Origin of the sequence: Stenotrophomonas sp. S41, from assembly GCF_016624625.1 — a bacterium.
In the GTDB taxonomy this organism is placed as follows: Bacteria; Pseudomonadota; Gammaproteobacteria; order Xanthomonadales; family Xanthomonadaceae; genus Stenotrophomonas.
Genome location: NZ_JACVTV010000038.1, coordinates 17054 through 35329, shown reverse-complemented (window position 1 = coordinate 35329; position 18276 = coordinate 17054). Strand labels below are relative to the sequence as shown.

The following is an 18276-nucleotide window of genomic DNA, read 5'->3' as shown; positions in this document are numbered from 1 at the left end:
CCCCCCCCCCCCCCCCCCCCCCCCCCCCCCCCCCCGGCCCCGGGGGGGGGGGGGGGGCGGCCCCCCGCCGCCCCCCCCCCGGGGGCCCCCCCCACCGGTCAGGCAGCTGTCGCCCCGCCTCGACCCGCCCTACACGCCGCTGCTGGCAAGCTGGTCGGTATGGCTGAACCGCTCCCCCTGCGTCCGCCACCGCCATTGCTGGACGACGCCTGTGCGTTGTTCCTCGATGTCGACGGCACCCTCATAGAATTCGCTGCGCGCCCTGACGCCGTGCAGCTCCTGCCGGATGTGCGTGAAGCCATCGGCCGTATCAGTGACCGGCTCGAAGGCGCGGTCGCCCTTGTCAGTGGCCGCCCACTGGAACAGCTGGACCAGCTGTTCGCCCCCCTGCAGCTGCCGGCCGCCGGCCTGCACGGCCACGAACTACGTGGCGAGGACGGGCGCGTGCTGCGTGAAGAACAGGACGATGACACCGCCGAATGGCTGCATGCCCTGCACCAGCAGGCCATGCGCTTCGCCCATGGCTACCCCGGCGTGCTGGTGGAGGAAAAAGGCGCGGGCCTGGCCCTGCACTGGCGCGGCGCACCGCATGCGGCCAACGAGGTACGCACGTTCGCCGAGCGCCATGCCCGCGGCCGACCGAGCTATCGGCTGCAGCCCGGTGACCACGTGATTGAATTCGTGCCCGTCGGCACCGACAAGGGCCGTGCCGTGCGTCGGCTGATGCAGTACCTGCCCTTCCGTGGCCGCCTGCCCGTGTTCCTCGGTGATGACCTCACCGATGAGTTCGGCTTCGAGGCCGCCAACGGACAGCACGGCTGGAGCGTGCTGATCGGCGAACGTGAACCCAGCGCGGCCGTGTTCGCGCTGCCCGACATACGCAGCGTGCACGCCTGGCTGCGTGAGAATGCGTATTGACCCGGCCACCCCACGGCCGCAACCGAGATGTACCGCGTGATGACCCAACCCGATCTTGATCTGGGCGTGGTCGGCAACGGCAGCTTCGGCGCCCTGGTCGACAAACATGCCCGCGTTGTCTGGAGCTGCCTGCCCACGTTCGACGGCGACCCCACCTTCTGTGCCCTGCTCGGCCCCAACCAGCAGACCGGCGGCGACTTCGCCATCGAGCTGGAAGACTTCGCCCGCAGCGAGCAGGAATACCTGACCAACACCGCGATCCTGCGCACCGTGCTGCATGACAGCCACGGCGGCTCGCTGGAAATCCTCGATTTCGCCCCGCGCTGGCGACAGAACGACCGCTTCTACCGCCCGGTCAGCCTGATCCGCCAGGTACGCCCGCTCACCGGCAGCCCGCGCATCACCGTGCTGGCGCGCCCTTTGGCCGACTGGGGCGCACGCGTGCCCGAATCGACCTGGGGCAGCAACCACGTACGCTGGATCCTGCCCGAGCACGTGCTGCGGCTGACCACCGACGTGCCCGTGCGCATGGTGCGCGAGGGCCTGCCGTTCGTGCTCAACCATCCCGTCCACCTGATCCTGGGCGTGGATGAATCGCTCAACCGCTCCATCAGCGGCTACGTGCAGGAAGCCTTCCAGCGCACTGCCAATTACTGGCGCGAATGGGTGCGCTACCTGTCCATTCCGCTGGAATGGCAGGACGCGGTCATCCGCAGCGCGATCACCCTCAAGCTGTGCCAGTACGAGGACAGCGGCGCGATCATCGCCGCGATGACCACCTCCATTCCCGAAGCGCCCGGCAGCGTGCGCAACTGGGATTACCGCTACTGCTGGCTGCGTGATGCGGCCTTCGTGGTGCGTGCGCTGAACCGCCTCGGCGCCACCCGCACGATGGAACAGTTCCTCGGCTACATCTTCAACCTCGCCACCACCGATGGCACGTTGCAGCCGCTGTACGGCATCGGCTTCGAGGCCAAGCTGGACGAGGACGAAGTGCCCAGCCTGTCCGGCTACCGCGGCATGGGCCCGGTGCGCCGCGGCAACCTGGCCTGGGTACAGCGCCAGCACGATGTCTACGGCAGCGTGGTCCTCGCATCGACCCAGCTGTTCTTCGACCGCCGCCTGCAGGATCCGGGCGATGCGCACACCTTCGCGCGCCTGGAACCGCTGGGTGAGCAGGCGTTTGCCCTGCACGACGTGCCCGATGCCGGTCTGTGGGAATTCCGCGGTCGCACCGAAGTGCATACCTACACCAGCGCGATGTGCTGGGCGGCCTGCGACCGCCTGTGCAAGATCGCCGTTCGCCTCAAGCTCGATGACCGCGCGAACTACTGGCGCGAGCGTGCCGACACCATCCACACACGCATCATGGAAAAGGCGTGGAGCGAAGAGCTCGGCCACTTCACCGATACGTTTGACGGCCACCGCCTGGATGCCTCGTTGCTGCTGTTGGCCGATATCGGCTTCATCGATGCGCTGGACGCGCGCTTCATCGCGACCGTCGAGGCAATCGGCCGCGATCTCAAGCATGGCAATTCGCTGTACCGCTACGTGGCGCCGGATGATTTCGGCGAACCGGAAACCAGCTTCACCATCTGCACCTTCTGGTACATCGACGCACTGGCAGCGATCGGCCGCATGGACGAAGCCCGCGAGATGTTCGAGCTGCTGCTGAAACAGCGGAACCACCTGGGGCTGCTGTCCGAGGATCTGGCCTTCGATGGCGGCGAAGCCTGGGGCAATTTCCCGCAGACCTACTCGCACGTCGGCCTGATCACCGCCGCCATGCGCCTGTCGCGTTCCTGGCAGGAGGCCTCGTGAGCCGTCTGGTGGTGGTCTCCAACCGGGTCGCCGTGCCCGGTGAAAGCCGCGCCGGCGGCCTCGCCGTGGGCCTGCTGGCCGCGCTGAAGGAGCGCGGCGGCATGTGGTTCGGCTGGAGCGGCAAGAACGCGAAGGATGCCAGCGGCACGCTGCACCAGCAGAAAGACGGTGACATCGAGTACGTCACCATGGACCTGGCCAAGCGCGATGTGGATGGCTACTACAACGGCTTTTCCAACCGCACGCTGTGGCCGCTGCTGCACTTCCGGCTGGACCTGGTCGACTACGACCGTGGCACCCGCGAGACCTACCACAAGGTCAATGCGCTGTTCGCCGACAAGCTCGCGCCGCTGCTGCGCGAAGATGACATCGTCTGGATCCACGATTACCACCTGATTCCGCTGGGCGCGATGTTGCGCGAGCGCGGCATCGGCTGCAGGATCGGCTTCTTCCTGCATATCCCGATGCCGTCGGCCGACCTGCTGCAGGCCATGCCCGACCACCTGCGGCTGTTCTCCTCGCTGTACGCCTACGACCTGGTCGGCTTCCAGACCCAGCGCGATGCCGACCGTTTCCAGACCTACCTGCGCCTGTTCGGCGGCGGCCGCGTGCTGGAGGATGGCCGGCTGGAAGCCCCGGGCGGGCGCCGCTTCCGCGCGGCCGCCTTCCCGATCGGCATCGATACCGACCTGATTGCCCGCCAGGCTGCAACCGCAGCGACCAAGCCCTCGGTGAAGAACCTGCGCAGCAGCCTGCGCGACCGCCAGCTGGCCATCGGCGTGGACCGCCTGGACTACTCCAAGGGCCTGCCCGAACGATTCCAGGGCTTCGAGCGCTACCTGGAGCGGCACCCCGACCAGCGCGGCTCGCTGACCTACCTGCAGATCGCTCCGGTGTCGCGTGGCGACGTGACCGAGTACCGGCAGCTGCGCAGCCAGCTGGAACAGATCGCCGGGCACATCAACGGCGGCCACGCCGAGCCCGACTGGACGCCGCTGCGCTACGTCAACCAGAACTTCACCCACGCCACGCTGACCGGCTTCTACCGCGCTGCGGCCGTGGGCCTGGTGACCCCGCTGCGTGATGGCATGAACCTGGTGGCAAAGGAGTACGTGGCCTCGCAGGACCCGGAAAATCCCGGCGTGCTGGTGTTGTCACTGCTCGCCGGTGCGGCCGACGAACTGAAGCAGGCACTGCTGGTGAACCCGCACGACCTGGACGGCGTGGCCGATGCCATCGCCACCGCGGCCACGATGTCGCTGCGCCGGCGCCAGGAACGCTGGCACGCGATGATGGACCACCTGCGCACGTACGACATCAACCACTGGCGCCGCAGCTACCTCGAAGCCCTGGAAGCCTGACCGCTCCTGCTTCTGTAGAGTCGAGCCATGCTCGACTGATGATGGAGCAGTCGAGCATGGCTCGACTCTACAAAAGAGCGGACCGCGGCGGTCAATCGAGGAAGCGCGCGGCCTGTTCCGGGCTGGGCAGGAAGCAGGTGTCGTGGCGGCCGAACCAGCGGTAGCGGTTGCGCGCCAGCGCGCGGTAGGCCACGTCGCGCCAGGCGCGCGGCAGCAGGCGCAGCACGCCTGCCACGCGCCACGGGCCACCCAGCCCCGTCAGCACGCGCAGGATCGCATCGGTATCGGTCCACGCGCCCTGCGCGTCCACCAGCAGGAACGACAGCGGATCGTTGGGGTCCAGGCCGTGGGCGCGCAGCAGGTTACTGCCCTGCGCGCCCTGCATCGCCGCGAAGCGGTAGCGCCCCTGCCGGTCGAACCGCAGCAGGAAGCGCACCCAGCGGCTGCACAGCGCACAGACGCCGTCGAAGACGATCACGGCTGTTTTGGTGGGGTCAGAGCCCTTTTCCGTGGAAAAGGGATCTGACCCCAGGGCAGATATGGGGTCGGATCCCTTTTCGCCAGAAAAGGGCTCTGACCCCACAGGACCGCCAGCCGGCTTCATTCCATCCACACCAGGGTCGCCATGCGCCCGGTACGGCGGTCACGACGATGCGAGTACAGGTCCGGGTCGGCCATGGTAGAAACCGTGCCGCCATGGATGTTGAGCGGGTCCAGCCCCGCCGCCTGCAGCCGCTGCCGGGCAAGGGCGAACAGGTCCACTTTCCAGTGCCCTTCGCGGGTGGCCACAAAGGCTTCTTCCGCGCCCGGGTCGTGGCCGACGAAGGCGTGGTAGACCTCTTCGCCGATCTCATAGTCCTGCGGGCCGGCCGCCGGACCCAGCCACGCCCGCAGCTGCGCCGCCGGCGTGTTCATGGCCGCCACGGTGTCTTCCAGCATGCCGTCGGCCAGGCCGCGCCAACCCGCATGCGCCGCCCCGATCTCGCTGCCGTCTGCGGCGGCGAACACCACCGGCAGGCAGTCGGCGGTGAGGATGGCCAGCACCACGCCCGGCACCGAGGTCACTGCGGCATCGGCCACCGGCTCGCTGGCGCCGGCGACCGGGGCTGCGTCGAAACGCAGCACGGTGGTGCCATGCACCTGGCGCAGCCAGTGCGGTGCCGACGGCAGGGCCAGGCCCTGCTGCAGCAGCTGCCGGTTGTGCTCGACGTTGGCCGGGGTATCACCATCGGCCGCGTGCCGGTTGCCCAGGTTGAACTGCGCGAACGGCGCCGGCGAGATGCCCGCGCCATGCCGACGCGTGGTCAGCGCGCGGACGCCCGGGGGCGCCGGCCAGTCGGCCTGCAGCAGCGGCAGCGCGGCGTCCATCACCAGCGATCCCGCTCGCGCTCGGCGAAGGCCGCGCTGTCTTCGCGCAGCACCTTCATCAGGTGCAGCATGTCGGCCGGCACCGGTGCGGTGTTGCGCACCTGCTCGCCGGTGATCGGGTGCACGAACTCCAGGGTCTCGGCGTGCAGGGCCTGGCGCTTGAAGCCGCGCAGGGCGGCAACCAGCTCCTCGCTGGCACCCTTGGGCAGCTTCAGCGCGCCGCCGTACAGCGGGTCACCCACGATCGGGTGGCGGATGTGCGCCATGTGCACGCGGATCTGGTGGGTGCGGCCGGTTTCCAGGCGGCACTCCAGCGCCGTGTGCGCACGGAAGCGCTCGCGCAGGCGGTAATGGGTGATCGCTTCCTTGCCGTCCTCGCGCACGCCCATCTTCAGGCGGTCGCGCGGGTGGCGGTCGATCGGGGCATCGGCGGTACCGCCGGCCACCAGGGCACCCATCACGATGGCCAGGTACTGGCGGTGCACGTCACGGGCGGCCAGCTGCTCGACCAGCGCGGTCTGCGCTTCCAGGGTGCGCGCCACGACCATCACGCCGCTGGTGTCCTTGTCCAGGCGGTGCACGATGCCCGCGCGCGGCAGCACCGCCACCGACGGATCGCGGTACAGCAGCGCGTTGACCAGGGTGCCGCTGTGGTTGCCGGCGCCCGGGTGGACCACCAGGCCGACCGGCTTGTTGATCACCAGCAGGTGCTCGTCCTCGAACAGCACGTCCAGCGGGATGTCCTCCGGCTGGGCGTCGGTCTGGGTTTCCATCACCACGGTCAGGGTGACGACTTCACCACCGCGCAGCGGATCGCGCGGGCGGGCCTGGGCGCCGTCCAGCAGCACATCGCCGGATTTGATCCATTCAGTCAGGCGCGAGCGCGAGTATTCGGGGAACAGCTCGGCCACGACCGCGTCGAAACGACGGCCGGCGGAGGTGTCGGGGACGATGGCCTGGCGGGCCGATTCGGAGGATTGTTCAGACATGGCAGGGGGGTATCTTCGAAATTTTGGGGTCCGGTCGACCGGTTTCAGTCGCTGGACAGGACACTAGGCTATCATCGACCCTTCGTATTCCAGACGCGTCCCGCCTTGACCCCATGATCCGACGCTCCTCCATGCTCTCTGCGCCCGTCCGCCTCACCGCCCTGCTGCTGGTGCTGGTCATCGCCGCCACTGGTTGCCATCGCGGCGCCAAGGGTGATCGCCCCGATGAAGGAACGCCGGTCGAACAACTGTACGACAAGAGCCACTCGCTGATGCAGGGTGGCAACTGGAGTGGCGCCGAAGCCAGCTTCCGCCGCCTGGTGGCCCAGTACCCGTACGGCCCGTACACCGAGCAGGCGATGATCGAAACCGCCTACGCCCAGTACAAGGCCGGCAAGCACGATGACGCCGTGTCGAGCATCGACCGCTTCATCCGTACCTATCCGACCCATCGCAACATCGCGTACCTGTACTACCTGCGCGGCCTGGCCAACTCCAACCGCAATACGGTTTTCCTGCGTCGCGTATGGTCCCTGGACCCGAGCCGCCGCGATCTGTCCACGCCGCACCAGGCGTATTCGGACTTCAACATCGTGGTCGACCGCTACCCGAACAGCCGCTACGCCGCCGATGCGCGCCAGCGCATGATCGAGCTGCGTGACGTGTTCGCCCAGCACGAGCTGGACAACGCCCTGTACTACCTGCGTCGCGGCGCCTATGTCTCGGCCGCCGGCCGTGCCAACTACCTGCTGGAAACCTACCCGCAGAGCGCCTTCCAGTACGACGCCGTGGCGGTGCTGGGCGAGTCCTACACCCACCTGGGCAACAAGACCCTGGCCGACGACGCCCGTCGCGTGCTGACGCTGAACCAGCCGCAGCACCCGTGGCTGGAAGGCAATTGGCCGAAGTACCCGTGGATGATCCGCAAGCTGAACCCGTTTGCCGGCGAGAAGTCGGCCAGCACCGGCCAGCGCAACGCGCGACTGGAAAAGAAATAAAGAAAAGGGCCCCGCAAGGGGCCCTTTCCTTTTGTAGAGTCGAGCCATGCTCGACTGCTTCTGGCTTCGTGGATGGCCCCGTAGCGCCGGGCCATGCCCGGCGCCCCCGTTACCTCACCCCTTGTAACCGTTGCTGATCGGGTACCGGCGCTCGCGGCCGAACGCCCGGCGCGAGACCTTCGGGCCCGGCGCGGCCTGGTGCCGCTTCCACTCGCTGATGCGCACCAGGCGCAGCACGCGGTCGACCACGGCCGCGTCGTAGCCGGCGGCCACGATCTCCGTGCGCGACTGCTCCTGGTCCACGTAGCGGTACAGGATGCCGTCCAGCACGTCGTAGGCCGGCAGCGAATCCTGGTCCAGCTGGTTGTCGCGCAGCTCGGCCGACGGCGGGCGGCTGATCACCGCCGACGGGATCACCGGCGCGCCGCCCACGGTGTTGCGCCACTTGGACAGGCCGAATACCTCCGTCTTGTACAGGTCCTTCAGCGGCGCGTAGCCACCGCACATGTCGCCGTAGATGGTGGCGTAGCCGACCGCGTACTCGCTCTTGTTGCCGGTGGTCAGCAGCAGGCCGCCGAATTTGTTGGCCAGCGCCATCAGGATCACGCCACGGCTGCGCGACTGCAGGTTCTCTTCGGTCACGTCCGGCGTGGTGCCTTCGAACATCGGCGCCAGCGCTTCCATCAGGCCATTGAAGGCCGGCTCGATCGACACCGCTTCCAGCTTCACGCCCAGCGCCTCGCACTGCTCGACGGCCAGGTCGTTGGACATGCCGGCGGTGTAGCGCGACGGCAGGCGCACGGCGGTGACGTTCTCCGCACCCAGCGCGTCGACGGCCAGGGCCAGCACCAGCGCCGAATCGATGCCGCCGGACAGCCCCAGCCACACCTTCTTGAAGCCGTTCTTGCGGCAGTAGTCCTGGATGCCGCGGGTCACCGCACGCCAGGCCAGCGCATCCATGCTCTCGTCGCCATCGTCCATCCACACGTGCGGCAGGAAGCGGCGGGTTTCGCCGTCGTAGTCCACCACCAGCCACTGGTCGACGAAGGCCGCCGCCGCCGGGTGCACGGTGCCGTCGCCGTCGGCAACCACCGAGGCACCGTCGAACACCAGCGCATCCTGGCCACCGACCACGTTGAGGTAGGCAATCGCCGCCCCGCTCTCGCGGGTGCGGGCGGCCAGCACGGCGTCGCGCTGGGCATGCTTGCCGCGCTCATACGGCGAGGCGTTGGGCACCACCACCAGCTGCGCACCCTCGCGCACGGTGTCGGCCAGCGGCTCGGCGAACCACAGGTCTTCGCAGATCAGCAGGCCGACCGGTACGCCGTTGACGTCGAACACGCAGCTGCCGCCATCCGGGTCCACGTCGAAGTAGCGGCGCTCGTCGAACACGGCGTAGTTGGGCAGTTCGCGCTTGCGGTAGGTGCGCTCGACCAGACCATCGCGCAGCACGCTGGCGGCGTTGTAGACCACCGCCCCGGCGGCCTGCGGCCAGCCGACCACGGCGGTGATGCCGCGGCACGCTGCGGCGATGCGGCCCAGCGCCTGCTCGCATTCGTACAGGAAGCCGGGACGCAGCAGCAGGTCCTCCGGCGGGTAGCCGCTCACTGCCAGCTCGGGGAACATCACCAGCTCGGCGCCGTACTCCTCGCGCGCCTGGCCGATCATCTCGATGATGCGCTCGGTGTTGCCGGCGACATCGCCGACGGGAAAGTCGAACTGCGCCATCGCGATGCGGATCGAAGCCATGGGAATCCAGCCTGTGGTTGCAATGCGGCCATTGTAACGCCGCACCGCGCGCTCGCCGGGCATGGCCGGGCGGGCCATATCCAGTAGATCCACGCCATGCGTGGATGGGCCCGGCGGATGCCCAGACGCAGAAAAGCCGCCCGGAGGCGGCTTTTCTGTTGATGCAGGTAGAGCAGTCGACTAACAGTCGACTCTACCGAATCGTCTGCCGGAGGCAGTCGATCTTATTTCACCAGCTTGGCGATGGCAGCGCCCAGGTCGCCCGGCGAGCGGACGGTGACGACACCGGCAGCTTCCATGGCGGCGAACTTGCCTTCAGCAGTGCCCTTGCCGCCCGAGGCGATCGCACCGGCGTGGCCCATGCGCTTGCCGGCCGGAGCCGACGCACCGGCGATGAAACCGACGACCGGCTTCTTCACGTGGTTCTTGATGTACTCGGCACCGGCTTCTTCAGCGTCACCGCCGATTTCGCCGACCATGATGATGCCTTCGGTCTGCGGATCTTCGTTGAACAGCTTCAGGCAGTCGACGAAGTTCAGGCCGTTGATCGGGTCACCACCGATGCCGATGCAGGTGGACTGACCCAGGCCGACTTCAGTGGTCTGCTTGACCGCTTCATAGGTCAGGGTGCCCGAACGCGACACGATGCCGATCTTGCCCGGCTTGTGGATGTGGCCCGGCATGATGCCGATCTTGCACTCACCCGGGGTGATGACGCCCGGGCAGTTCGGCCCGATCAGCACGGTGTCCGGATGCGAACGGGTCAGCACGTTCTTGACGCGCAGCATGTCCAGCACCGGGATGCCTTCGGTGATGCAGACGATGACCTTGATGCCGGCAGCAGCGGCTTCCAGGATCGCGTCAGCCGCGTACGGCGGCGGCACGTAGATGACCGACGCGTTGGCGCCGGTGCTCTGCACGGCATCGGCCACGGTGTTGAAGACCGGCAGGTCGATATGGGTGGTGCCACCCTTGCCCGGGGTCACGCCGCCGACGACCTGGGTGCCGTACTCGATCATCTGAGTGGCGTGGAAGGTGCCCTGCTGGCCGGTAAAGCCCTGCACGATCACCTTGGTGTTCTTGTTGATCAAAACAGACATTGGAATTCCTTGGTGTCGGTATCAGGCGGCGTTCTTGACAGCTTCAACGATCTTCTTGGCGCCATCGTTGATGTTGTCAGCCGGGATGATGGCCATGCCGCTGTCACGCAGCAGCTGCTTGCCTTCTTCCACGTTGGTGCCTTCCAGGCGCACCACGACCGGAACCTTGACGCCCACTTCCTTCACGGCGGCAATGATGCCTTCGGCAATCATGTCGCAGCGGACGATGCCGCCGAAGATGTTGACGAAGATGCCTTCGACCTTGTCCGAGGACAGGATCAGCTTGAAGGCTTCGATGACGCGCTGCTTGTTGGCACCGCCGCCCACGTCCAGGAAGTTCGCCGGCTCGCCGCCGTTGAGCTTGATGACGTCCATGGTGGCCATGGCCAGGCCGGCGCCGTTCACCATGCAGCCGATGTTGCCGTCCATGGTGACGTAGTTGATGTCCAGCTCCGAAGCGATCACTTCGGTCGGATCTTCCTGGGTCTTGTCGCGCATGGCGACCAGGGCCTTCTGGCGGAACGCGGCGTTGTCGTCGCTGTCGAACTTGCCGTCCAGCGCGTACAGGTTGCCGTCGTCCAGGATGGCCAGCGGGTTGATTTCAACCAGGGCCAGGTCCTTTTCGTTGAACAGGCGGTACAGGTTCACCATGATGCTGGCGAACTGGCCGGCCTGCTTGGCGGTCAGGCCCAGCTTGAAGCCGAAATCACGGCCGTGGTAACCCTGCACGCCTTCGACGAAGTCGACGTTCAGCGAGTGGATCAGCTCCGGGGTTTCAGCAGCGACCTGCTCGATCTCCACGCCGCCTTCCGAAGAAGCGATGTAGGTGATGGTCTTGGTGCCACGGTCAACCAGCACCGACAGGTACAGTTCCTTGACGATCTCGCCGGCGGTGGTCACCAGCACCAGGTTGACCGGCAGTTCAACGCCTGCGGTCTGGTAGGTGGCCATCTTGGTGCCGAGCATCTTGGCCGCAGCGGCCTTCACGTCGTCAGTGGTCTTGCAGAACTTGACGCCGCCAGCCTTGCCGCGGCCGCCAGCGTGGATCTGCGCCTTGACCATCCAGGGGCCCTGGCCCAGGGAGTTGGCAGCTTCGACTGCTTCGTCCGGGGTCGCCGCGACCTTGCCGGCCGGGACCGGGATGCCGTACTCGGCAAGCAGCTGTTTTGACTGGTATTCGTGGAAATTCATGCGTCACCGTGGGAATAGGAACGACCGCACGCAATTCCTCAGGGGCCCCGGCGGGGCGCCGGCATGGACCGCGGCGGGCCCACTATTGTGGCCGAGCCAGCGCCGGGGCGCAAAGAAGTATGGACAAAAGGCCAGGCCCGGCCAGATTTCCACCGTCATTCAGGCAGTTGCGCCGCCCCGGCGGGGTGGCCCCGCGGGCCCGGCGAGGTCCGATTGCGCAGGAAACCGCTTCCACAGGCCTATACTGGGAGGCGTAGAGTCGAGCTTGCTCGACTGAGGCTTGGAGCAGTCGAGCAAGCTCGACTCTACGAAGCGAGAGAACGCGGGTCCGGTGGTCGGGGGAACATCGGGTACGCTGCAGTGCCAACGCCGTCAGATCCAGTTCCAGGCAGCCAGAAGGGGAGTTCCGGCGTGTCACCCAGTGCTTCATTGATCGACCGCATCGAATCGATTCCCCGGCGCGAGCTGTATTTCTTCGCGCTGTACCGCGTGCTGATCGCTTCGGTCATCGCCGCGCTGCTGTACAGCCCGCTGTCGGTGATGGTCGGCGAAGCGCACCACCCGCGCCTGGCCTACCTGGTCGGGGCCGCCTACCTGGTGTTGTCCCTGCTGCTGCTGGTGGTGGGCCGCAGCGAGCGCTGGCTGCTGCCGATCGTGGTCACCGGCGTGCTGCTGGACATCATCGCCGCCAGCCTGCTGGCCCACGCCCTGCCCGGCGCCAGCGCCGGCATCTCGATGTCGCTGCTGTTCAACATCGCCGCCGCGGCCACCCTGCTGCCCCTCAGCTGGGGGCTGGTGCTGGCCCTGGCCGCCAGCGTCGCCACCGCCGCCGAGTACCTGTGGAAGGTACTCGAGGGCGGCGACCCCACCCGCACCCTGGCCGAACTGGCGATGTTCGCCACCAGCTACCTGGCCCTGGCCTTCATCAGCTACCAGGTCGGCAACCGCGCACGCCGCAACCAGCAGCTGGCCAACCAGCGCGGCGATGAAGTGGCCAACCTGTTCCAGATCAACGAGCTGATCATCCGTCGCATGCGCACCGGGGTGATCGTCGTCGATGGCGACAACCGCATCACCCTGGCCAACGAAGCCGCCTCCCTGCTGCTGGGCGACAGCGACGGGGTCGGCGAGACCGGCCAGCTGGACCTGGCCAGCATCGCCCCCGAACTGGCCCGGCGCCTGACCCGCTGGCGCAACGGCTGGACCCAGGACGAACTGCCGCTGCAGCTCAACCCCGACCAGCCCGAGGTGCAGCCGCGGTTTGCCCGCCTGCTGGCCGGCAGCGAGCTGGCCCTGGTCTTCCTGGACGACTCCAGCGTGGTCTCGCGCCGCGCCGAGTCGCTCACCCTCTCGGCCATGGGCCGCTTCTCGGCCAGCCTGGCACACGAGATCCGCAACCCGCTGGCGGCCATCAACTACGCCGTGCAGCTGCTGGAAGAAGGCACCGGCTTCAACGAGAGCGACCGCCGCCTGCTGCAGATCATCCACCAGCAGTGCCAGCGCACCAACGGCATCGTCGAGAGCGTGCTGGGCCTGGCCCGGCGCGAGCGCGCCAACCCCGAGAACGTCGACCTTGCCGCCTTCGTGCGCCGCTTCGTGCTGGAGTACAAGCAGGGCCAGACCCTGGAAACGGACAGCATCGAGCCGATCATCAACGACACCTCGGTGCCCGCCCTGGTCGACACCCGCCACCTCTACCAGGTGCTCACCGTGCTGGTCCACAACGCGCTGAAGTACGGCCGCATCGGCGAGCAGCCGGCGCGCGTGCGCCTGCGCGTGGCCCAGCACGAGCGCAGCGCGGTGATCGATGTGATGGACCGCGGCCCGGGCATCCCCGAGGCCGTGGCTGCGCAGCTGTTCCGCCCCTTCTTCACCACCTCCGAGCACGGCACCGGCCTGGGGCTGTACATCGCCCGCGAGCTGTGCCGGGCCAACCAGGCACGGCTGGATTACATCCCCGTGCCGGCCGGCGGTTCCTGTTTCCGCCTGGTCCTGCCCGGCCCGCACACCCTGCTCCCGCATTGACCCGCCGCGTCAAACATTTGTCGCTTCCAGTCCCCCTCGTTTATCTTCCCTGCCCATGAACGAAACCCGCAGCGCCCTCGTCGTCGACGATGAACGCGACATCCGCGAACTGCTGGTGTTGACCCTTGGCCGCATGGGCCTTCGCATCAGCACCGCCGCCAACCTCGCCGAAGCCCGCGAACTGCTGGCCAGCAACCCGTATGACCTGTGCATCACCGACATGCGGCTGCCGGACGGCAACGGCATCGAACTGGTCAGCGAGATCGCCCACAACTACCCGCGTACGCCGGTGGCGATGATCACCGCCTTCGGCAGCATGGACCTGGCCGTGGAGGCGCTGAAGGCCGGCGCCTTCGACTTCGTCAGCAAGCCGGTGGACATCAGCGTGCTGCGTGGCCTGGTCAAGCACGCCCTGGAACTCAACAACAGCGAGCGCCCGGTCGCGGCGGCCGCCAGCGAACAGGCCGGCCGCCTGCTCGGGGATTCGCCCGCCATGGATGTGCTGCGCACCACCATCGGCAAGGTCGCCCGCAGCCAAGCGCCGGTCTACATCCTCGGCGAATCCGGGGTGGGCAAGGAGCTGGTCGCGCGCACCATCCATGCCCAGGGCGCACGCGCCTCGGGCCCCTTCATTCCGGTCAACTGCGGCGCCATCCCCACCGAGCTGATGGAGAGCGAGTTCTTCGGCCATCGCAAGGGCAGCTTCACTGGCGCCCACGCCGACAAGCCCGGCCTGTTCCAGGCCGCGCACGGCGGCACCCTGTTCCTGGATGAAGTGGCCGAGCTGCCCCTGCAGATGCAGGTCAAGCTGCTGCGCGCCATCCAGGAAAAGTCGGTGCGCGCACTGGGCGCGGCCAACGAGGAACCGGTGGATGTGCGCATCCTCTCGGCCACCCACAAGGATCTCGCCGAGCTGGTCGAGGACGGCCGCTTCCGCCACGACCTGTACTACCGCATCAACGTCATCGAGCTGCGAGTCCCGCCGCTGCGCGAGCGCCGCCAGGACCTGCCGGATCTCGCCGGTTCAATCCTCGCCCGGCTGGCGCGCAGCCACGGCCGCGCCACCCCGCTGCTGGCGCCCTCGGCGCTGGACGCGCTGGCTCATTACGGCTTCCCGGGCAATGTGCGCGAGCTGGAGAACATCCTTGAACGCGCCCTGGCCCTGGCCGAGGAAGACCGCATCGGCGCCGACGACCTGCGCCTGCCGCAGCACGCCCCGCGCACCGCCGGCGGCCCTGCCGCGCCCGAAGCCGTGGTCGACCTGCACCCCGGCAGCGCCGCCCTGCCCTCCTACATCGAGCAGCTCGAGCGCAGCGCGATCCAGCGTGCGCTGGAAGAGAACCGCTGGAACAAGACCCGCACGGCCGCACAGCTGGGCATCACCTTCCGGGCGCTGCGCTACAAGCTGAAGAAGCTGGGGATGGAGTAAGGGGTCGGATCCCTTTCCAAAGGAAGGGGCTCTGACCCCATCCGGGTCGCGCCATCCACGCATGGCGTGGATCTACGGAACCCGGCCATTCAGTTGTAGAGCCGAGCCCACGCTCGGCTGCCTTGGCGGCTGCGCCGCCGCCCGAGCATCGGCTCGGGCGCTACAACCGCATCAATCCTTGGTAACGCGATTGATCTCGGCCAGGCTGGTCACGCCCGCCGCGGCCTTCTTCAGCGCGGACTGGCGCAGGTCATTCACCTTGATCGCCTGTGCCGCCTCGGCAATCTGCAGCGCATTGCCACCGGCCAGGATGATCGTCGAGATCTCGTCGGTCATCGGCATCACCTGGTAGATACCCGTACGGCCCTTGTAGCCCTCGGTGCACTCGTCGCAGCCCACGGCCTCGTACAGCTGGATGCCCGCATCCAGCTGCTCCTGGGTAAAGCCCTCGGCCAGCAGCGCATGGGCCGGCAGATTGGTCAGCCGCTTGCAGTTGCTGCACAGGCGGCGGGCCAGTCGCTGGGCGATCACCAGGGTCACCGAGCTGGTGATGTTGTACGGCGCGATACCCATGTTCATCAGGCGCGCGATGGTCTGCGGCGCGTCGTTGGTATGCAGCGTTGACAGCACCATGTGACCGGTCTGTGCCGCCTTGATCGCGATCTCGGCCGTTTCCAGGTCGCGGATTTCGCCGACCATGATGATGTCCGGATCCTGTCGCAGGAACGAGCGCAGCGCGGCCGCGAAGGTCATGCCGCGCTTGTTGTTCTGCTGCACCTGGTTGACGCCGGGCAGACGGATTTCCACCGGGTCTTCCGCGGTGGAGATGTTGCGGGTCTCGTCGTTGAGGATGCCCAGCGCCGTATACAGCGACACGGTCTTGCCCGAACCGGTCGGACCGGTCACCAGCACCATGCCGTAGGGCTTGTGGATCGCATCGAGGAACAGCTTCTGCTGGTCCGGCTCGTAACCCAGCTTGTCGATACCCAGCTTGGCCGCGCTGCCGTCCAGGATACGCAGCACCACCTTCTCGCCAAACAGCGTCGGCAAGGTGCTGACGCGGAAGTCGATCTGCTTGGTCTTGGACAGGTTCAGCTTGATGCGTCCGTCCTGCGGCACGCGCTTTTCAGCGATATCCAGCTGCGCCATCACCTTCAGGCGCGCGGCGATGCGCTGGTTCAACTTGACCGGCGCGCGCGCGACCATCTTCAGCAGGCCGTCGATGCGCAGGCGCACGCGGTAATCATCTTCGTAGGGCTCGAAGTGGATGTCCGATGCGCCCTTGCGGATCGCGTCGACCAGCACCTTGTTGACGAACTTGACCACCGGGGTGTCGTCGCCCTTGGCGTCGACACCGCTGTCGGTCGAGGCCATGTCCTCTTCACCGCCGGAGATGTCGAGGTTGGCCATCCCCTCGTCGTCGCCGCCGAGCGCGTCGCCCATGGTGTCGTGGCTGGCGTGCCACTGTTCCAGCGTGCGCCGGATCTGGTCCTCATCGACCAGGATCGGCTCCACCACCAGATTGGTGTGGAACTTGATCTCATCCAGCGAGTGGGTCGGATTGCTGGTCCCCACGAACAACCGGCCGCCGCGCTTGAACAGCGGCAGCACGTTGTGCTTGCGCAGCAGCTCCTCGCTGACCAGGGTCATGGCGTTCTGGTTGCTGTCGAACGTGGACACGTCGAACAGCGGCATGCCGAACTCGACCGAATTGGCTGCGGCCAGCTGCGAGGCACTGACCAGCTTGTTCTGGGCGAACCAGGTCGGCAGCGGCTGCTTGGCGGCTGCGGCCTTGGCCATCGCGTCTCGAGCCGCAACTTCGTCCAGGGCGCCGTCCTGGACCAGGCGGCGGGCCAGGCCGGTGATGCCGACGAGGTTGGCGGAGGTTACGGCGTTCATGCAATTCCTCTGGTTGGCCCCCCCCTGCCACCGGGGCCTGGGGAACGATCACATATCAAGCACATAGTAACCGCCATGCCACCGTGAAGGCAGCCAGTGTTCACCGTTCCCACGCGCCTGTGTGGACCTGCTGGAATGCACCCCCATCCCCCCGGTTGCCAGCCCCGCTGCGGCAGCCCCGCCATTGGCTGCAAGCCCGCCGACACCTTGGAGCAGCACCGGCCAGGCCAAAGAAGCTGCCCCCACGAGCGCGAGGCACGTCCTCACCTGGAACGGAACTACCCGAATCGGAGCTTCCCTCGATGAATTCCAACGACGATACCCGTTACGCAAGGCAGTTCATTCGCTGGCAGCGACTGTCCGATTTCGACGGAGCGTGAGGAAAGCACCGAAAGCCTTCAGCAGAGGGCGCTCAAGCACGTAATGCGCGACGACGCCCACGGCAACCCCTCCCGCAGTCGCAACGAAGACCAGCGCATCCGGATCCAGAACTGAGAAATCATCGATGTGCTGACCCAGCCACCGGAGAAAGTGGAGGTGGAACAGATAGATCGAATAGGAAGCATCACCGAAAATCTGCATCAAACGACCGTCACCATGGGGAAGTGGCTGGCGAAGTGCCGCTGATACTACGAGCAAGGCGGCGGGGATCCCCCACACCCTGAACCTTTCCCAGCTTAGCGAGCCATTCAATATGTGGTCGGACGCCCAGATGTAACCGTGGCCATCAACGGCGGACTTTATGATCAGTACTGCACTCAAGGAGAAGATCAGCACAGCCGCCCAATGCGGCAGAACGACGCCCTTGCGCCAGGCACAACCAATCAAGACGCCCAACCCGAACTCCAGGCAGATTGGATTCCCCCAGATGTTCATTGGCCGGAACCACCCGTAGGTGGAAGCAAAAAGCACACAACCAACCAGCAGCATAAGAACCCGCTCCGACAGCGGGCGCGCGGACTTCCAAGCGATGGCACACGCCACCAATGCGTAGAAAAATGCTTCAAACAGCAGTGTCCATCCAGTAGGCAGCACAGGAGAGACAGAGAGCGAAGCGAGCGGCTGAAACATCGCCATGGAAAACGCGATGTCCAGCAGGTCGCCCCGGGCAGACGGAACAAGTATTACGTAGAAAAATGTCGCAAGCGCATAGAGAGGCCACACCCTGACAAATCGTCGAAGCGCGAAATCCTGAACACTCCGCGCCCGCTCTGCCGTTATGGAAATGATGAAGCCGCTCACGACAAAAAAAATATCTACACCGATTGCACCGATGCTCCCAACGCCGCCCAGCGAACCTTGCGATGAGGGAATTCCATGATCCTGCAGAAGAAGCAGTGCGTGGAACCAGACAACAGCGATGGCAGCAGTCGCCCTCAGCCACTGGATCGCAACTAGCTTTCCAAGAACACCAGACATCCCTGCCCC

At 66.7% G+C, this 18276-nt stretch carries 14 protein-coding genes; 6 read left to right on the top strand and 8 right to left on the bottom strand.

The window, feature by feature from the left end; translation table 11 throughout:
• Positions 1 to 159 precede the first annotated feature (159 nt).
• Genes otsB through otsA form a run of 3 tightly spaced genes read left to right on the top strand, consistent with a single transcriptional unit; the run spans position 160 to position 4100 of the window.
• Positions 160 to 918 carry a trehalose-phosphatase gene (gene otsB / locus IAE56_RS10345; protein WP_108769762.1) on the top strand — a complete coding sequence of 253 codons (759 nt, stop codon included), beginning with the start codon at positions 160 to 162 and terminating at the stop codon, positions 916 to 918.
• 39 nt (positions 919 to 957) lie between these two features.
• Complete coding sequence (locus tag IAE56_RS10340; RefSeq protein WP_200752483.1) at positions 958 to 2739, top strand: glycoside hydrolase family 15 protein; 1782 nt, start codon at positions 958 to 960, stop codon at positions 2737 to 2739.
• The gene (gene otsA, locus IAE56_RS10335) at positions 2736 to 4100 is read left to right on the top strand and encodes an alpha,alpha-trehalose-phosphate synthase (UDP-forming) (RefSeq protein WP_108769763.1); all 1365 of its coding nucleotides are present in this window, start codon (positions 2736 to 2738) and stop codon (positions 4098 to 4100) included. Before IAE56_RS10340 ends, otsA begins: the two co-directional genes overlap by 4 nt.
• A 91-nt stretch (positions 4101 to 4191) precedes the next feature.
• Here the strand turns inward: otsA and IAE56_RS10330 are convergent, their stop codons facing one another.
• From IAE56_RS10330 to rluD, 3 genes are all read right to left on the bottom strand, one after another.
• Positions 4192 to 4632, bottom strand: a complete 441-nt coding sequence (locus IAE56_RS10330) for a thiol-disulfide oxidoreductase DCC family protein (protein ID WP_234456005.1) — start codon at positions 4630 to 4632, stop codon at positions 4192 to 4194.
• Between the two features lie 68 nt (positions 4633 to 4700).
• Positions 4701 to 5468, bottom strand: a complete 768-nt coding sequence (gene pgeF, locus IAE56_RS10325) for a peptidoglycan editing factor PgeF (protein WP_200752481.1) — start codon at positions 5466 to 5468, stop codon at positions 4701 to 4703.
• Positions 5468 to 6457 carry a 23S rRNA pseudouridine(1911/1915/1917) synthase RluD gene (rluD, locus tag IAE56_RS10320; RefSeq protein WP_108769766.1) on the bottom strand — a complete coding sequence of 330 codons (990 nt, stop codon included), beginning with the start codon at positions 6455 to 6457 and terminating at the stop codon, positions 5468 to 5470. Before rluD ends, pgeF begins: the two co-directional genes overlap by 1 nt.
• A gap of 113 nt (positions 6458 to 6570) precedes the next feature.
• Here rluD and IAE56_RS10315 point away from each other — a divergent pair, with 113 nt between their 5' ends.
• The gene (locus IAE56_RS10315) at positions 6571 to 7455 is read left to right on the top strand and encodes an outer membrane protein assembly factor BamD (protein WP_200752480.1); all 885 of its coding nucleotides are present in this window, start codon (positions 6571 to 6573) and stop codon (positions 7453 to 7455) included.
• A gap of 114 nt (positions 7456 to 7569) precedes the next feature.
• Here IAE56_RS10315 and IAE56_RS10310 read toward each other — a convergent pair whose 3' ends face one another.
• From IAE56_RS10310 to sucC, 3 genes are all read right to left on the bottom strand, one after another.
• Positions 7570 to 9204 (bottom strand): NAD+ synthase, encoded by a 1635-nt coding sequence (locus IAE56_RS10310; protein ID WP_200752479.1) that lies wholly within the window; start codon positions 9202 to 9204, stop codon positions 7570 to 7572.
• Positions 9205 to 9428: 224 nt separating this feature from the next.
• The gene (gene sucD / locus IAE56_RS10305) at positions 9429 to 10304 is read right to left on the bottom strand and encodes a succinate--CoA ligase subunit alpha (protein WP_017356169.1); all 876 of its coding nucleotides are present in this window, start codon (positions 10302 to 10304) and stop codon (positions 9429 to 9431) included.
• 21 nt (positions 10305 to 10325) lie between these two features.
• Positions 10326 to 11495 (bottom strand): ADP-forming succinate--CoA ligase subunit beta, encoded by a 1170-nt coding sequence (sucC, locus tag IAE56_RS10300; RefSeq protein WP_079222939.1) that lies wholly within the window; start codon positions 11493 to 11495, stop codon positions 10326 to 10328.
• 411 nt (positions 11496 to 11906) lie between these two features.
• On the opposite strand from sucC, the gene IAE56_RS10295 reads away from it, so the two are divergent.
• Complete coding sequence (locus IAE56_RS10295; RefSeq protein ID WP_200752478.1) at positions 11907 to 13520, top strand: ATP-binding protein; 1614 nt, start codon at positions 11907 to 11909, stop codon at positions 13518 to 13520.
• A gap of 55 nt (positions 13521 to 13575) precedes the next feature.
• A complete protein-coding gene (locus tag IAE56_RS10290) occupies positions 13576 to 14949 on the top strand; it encodes a sigma-54 dependent transcriptional regulator (protein ID WP_200752477.1) in 1374 nt (457 codons plus the stop codon).
• A 171-nt stretch (positions 14950 to 15120) separates the two neighbouring features.
• Here IAE56_RS10290 and pilB read toward each other — a convergent pair whose 3' ends face one another.
• Together pilB and IAE56_RS10280 are read right to left on the bottom strand one after the other, a co-directional pair.
• The gene (gene pilB, locus IAE56_RS10285; protein ID WP_200752476.1) at positions 15121 to 16848 is read right to left on the bottom strand and encodes a type IV-A pilus assembly ATPase PilB; all 1728 of its coding nucleotides are present in this window, start codon (positions 16846 to 16848) and stop codon (positions 15121 to 15123) included.
• A gap of 339 nt (positions 16849 to 17187) precedes the next feature.
• Complete coding sequence (locus IAE56_RS10280) at positions 17188 to 18267, bottom strand: acyltransferase (protein WP_200752475.1); 1080 nt, start codon at positions 18265 to 18267, stop codon at positions 17188 to 17190.
• Between the last annotated feature and the right edge of the window lie 9 nt (positions 18268 to 18276).

What these genes read in the sequence shown, in the direction of transcription:
- IAE56_RS10340 (WP_200752483.1), top strand. Translation starts at nt 958, where the DNA reads ATGACCCAACCCGATCTTGATCTGGGCGTGGTCGGCAACGGCAGCTTC.
- pilB (WP_200752476.1), bottom strand. Translation starts at nt 16,848, where the DNA reads ATGAACGCCGTAACCTCCGCCAACCTCGTCGGCATCACCGGCCTGGCC.
- sucC (WP_079222939.1), bottom strand. Translation starts at nt 11,495, where the DNA reads ATGAATTTCCACGAATACCAGTCAAAACAGCTGCTTGCCGAGTACGGC.
- rluD (WP_108769766.1), bottom strand. Translation starts at nt 6,457, where the DNA reads ATGTCTGAACAATCCTCCGAATCGGCCCGCCAGGCCATCGTCCCCGAC.
- otsB (WP_108769762.1), top strand. Translation starts at nt 160, where the DNA reads ATGGCTGAACCGCTCCCCCTGCGTCCGCCACCGCCATTGCTGGACGAC.
- IAE56_RS10315 (WP_200752480.1), top strand. Translation starts at nt 6,571, where the DNA reads ATGATCCGACGCTCCTCCATGCTCTCTGCGCCCGTCCGCCTCACCGCC.
- IAE56_RS10310 (WP_200752479.1), bottom strand. Translation starts at nt 9,204, where the DNA reads ATGGCTTCGATCCGCATCGCGATGGCGCAGTTCGACTTTCCCGTCGGC.
- pgeF (WP_200752481.1), bottom strand. Translation starts at nt 5,468, where the DNA reads ATGGACGCCGCGCTGCCGCTGCTGCAGGCCGACTGGCCGGCGCCCCCG.
- sucD (WP_017356169.1), bottom strand. Translation starts at nt 10,304, where the DNA reads ATGTCTGTTTTGATCAACAAGAACACCAAGGTGATCGTGCAGGGCTTT.
- IAE56_RS10290 (WP_200752477.1), top strand. Translation starts at nt 13,576, where the DNA reads ATGAACGAAACCCGCAGCGCCCTCGTCGTCGACGATGAACGCGACATC.
- IAE56_RS10280 (WP_200752475.1), bottom strand. Translation starts at nt 18,267, where the DNA reads ATGTCTGGTGTTCTTGGAAAGCTAGTTGCGATCCAGTGGCTGAGGGCG.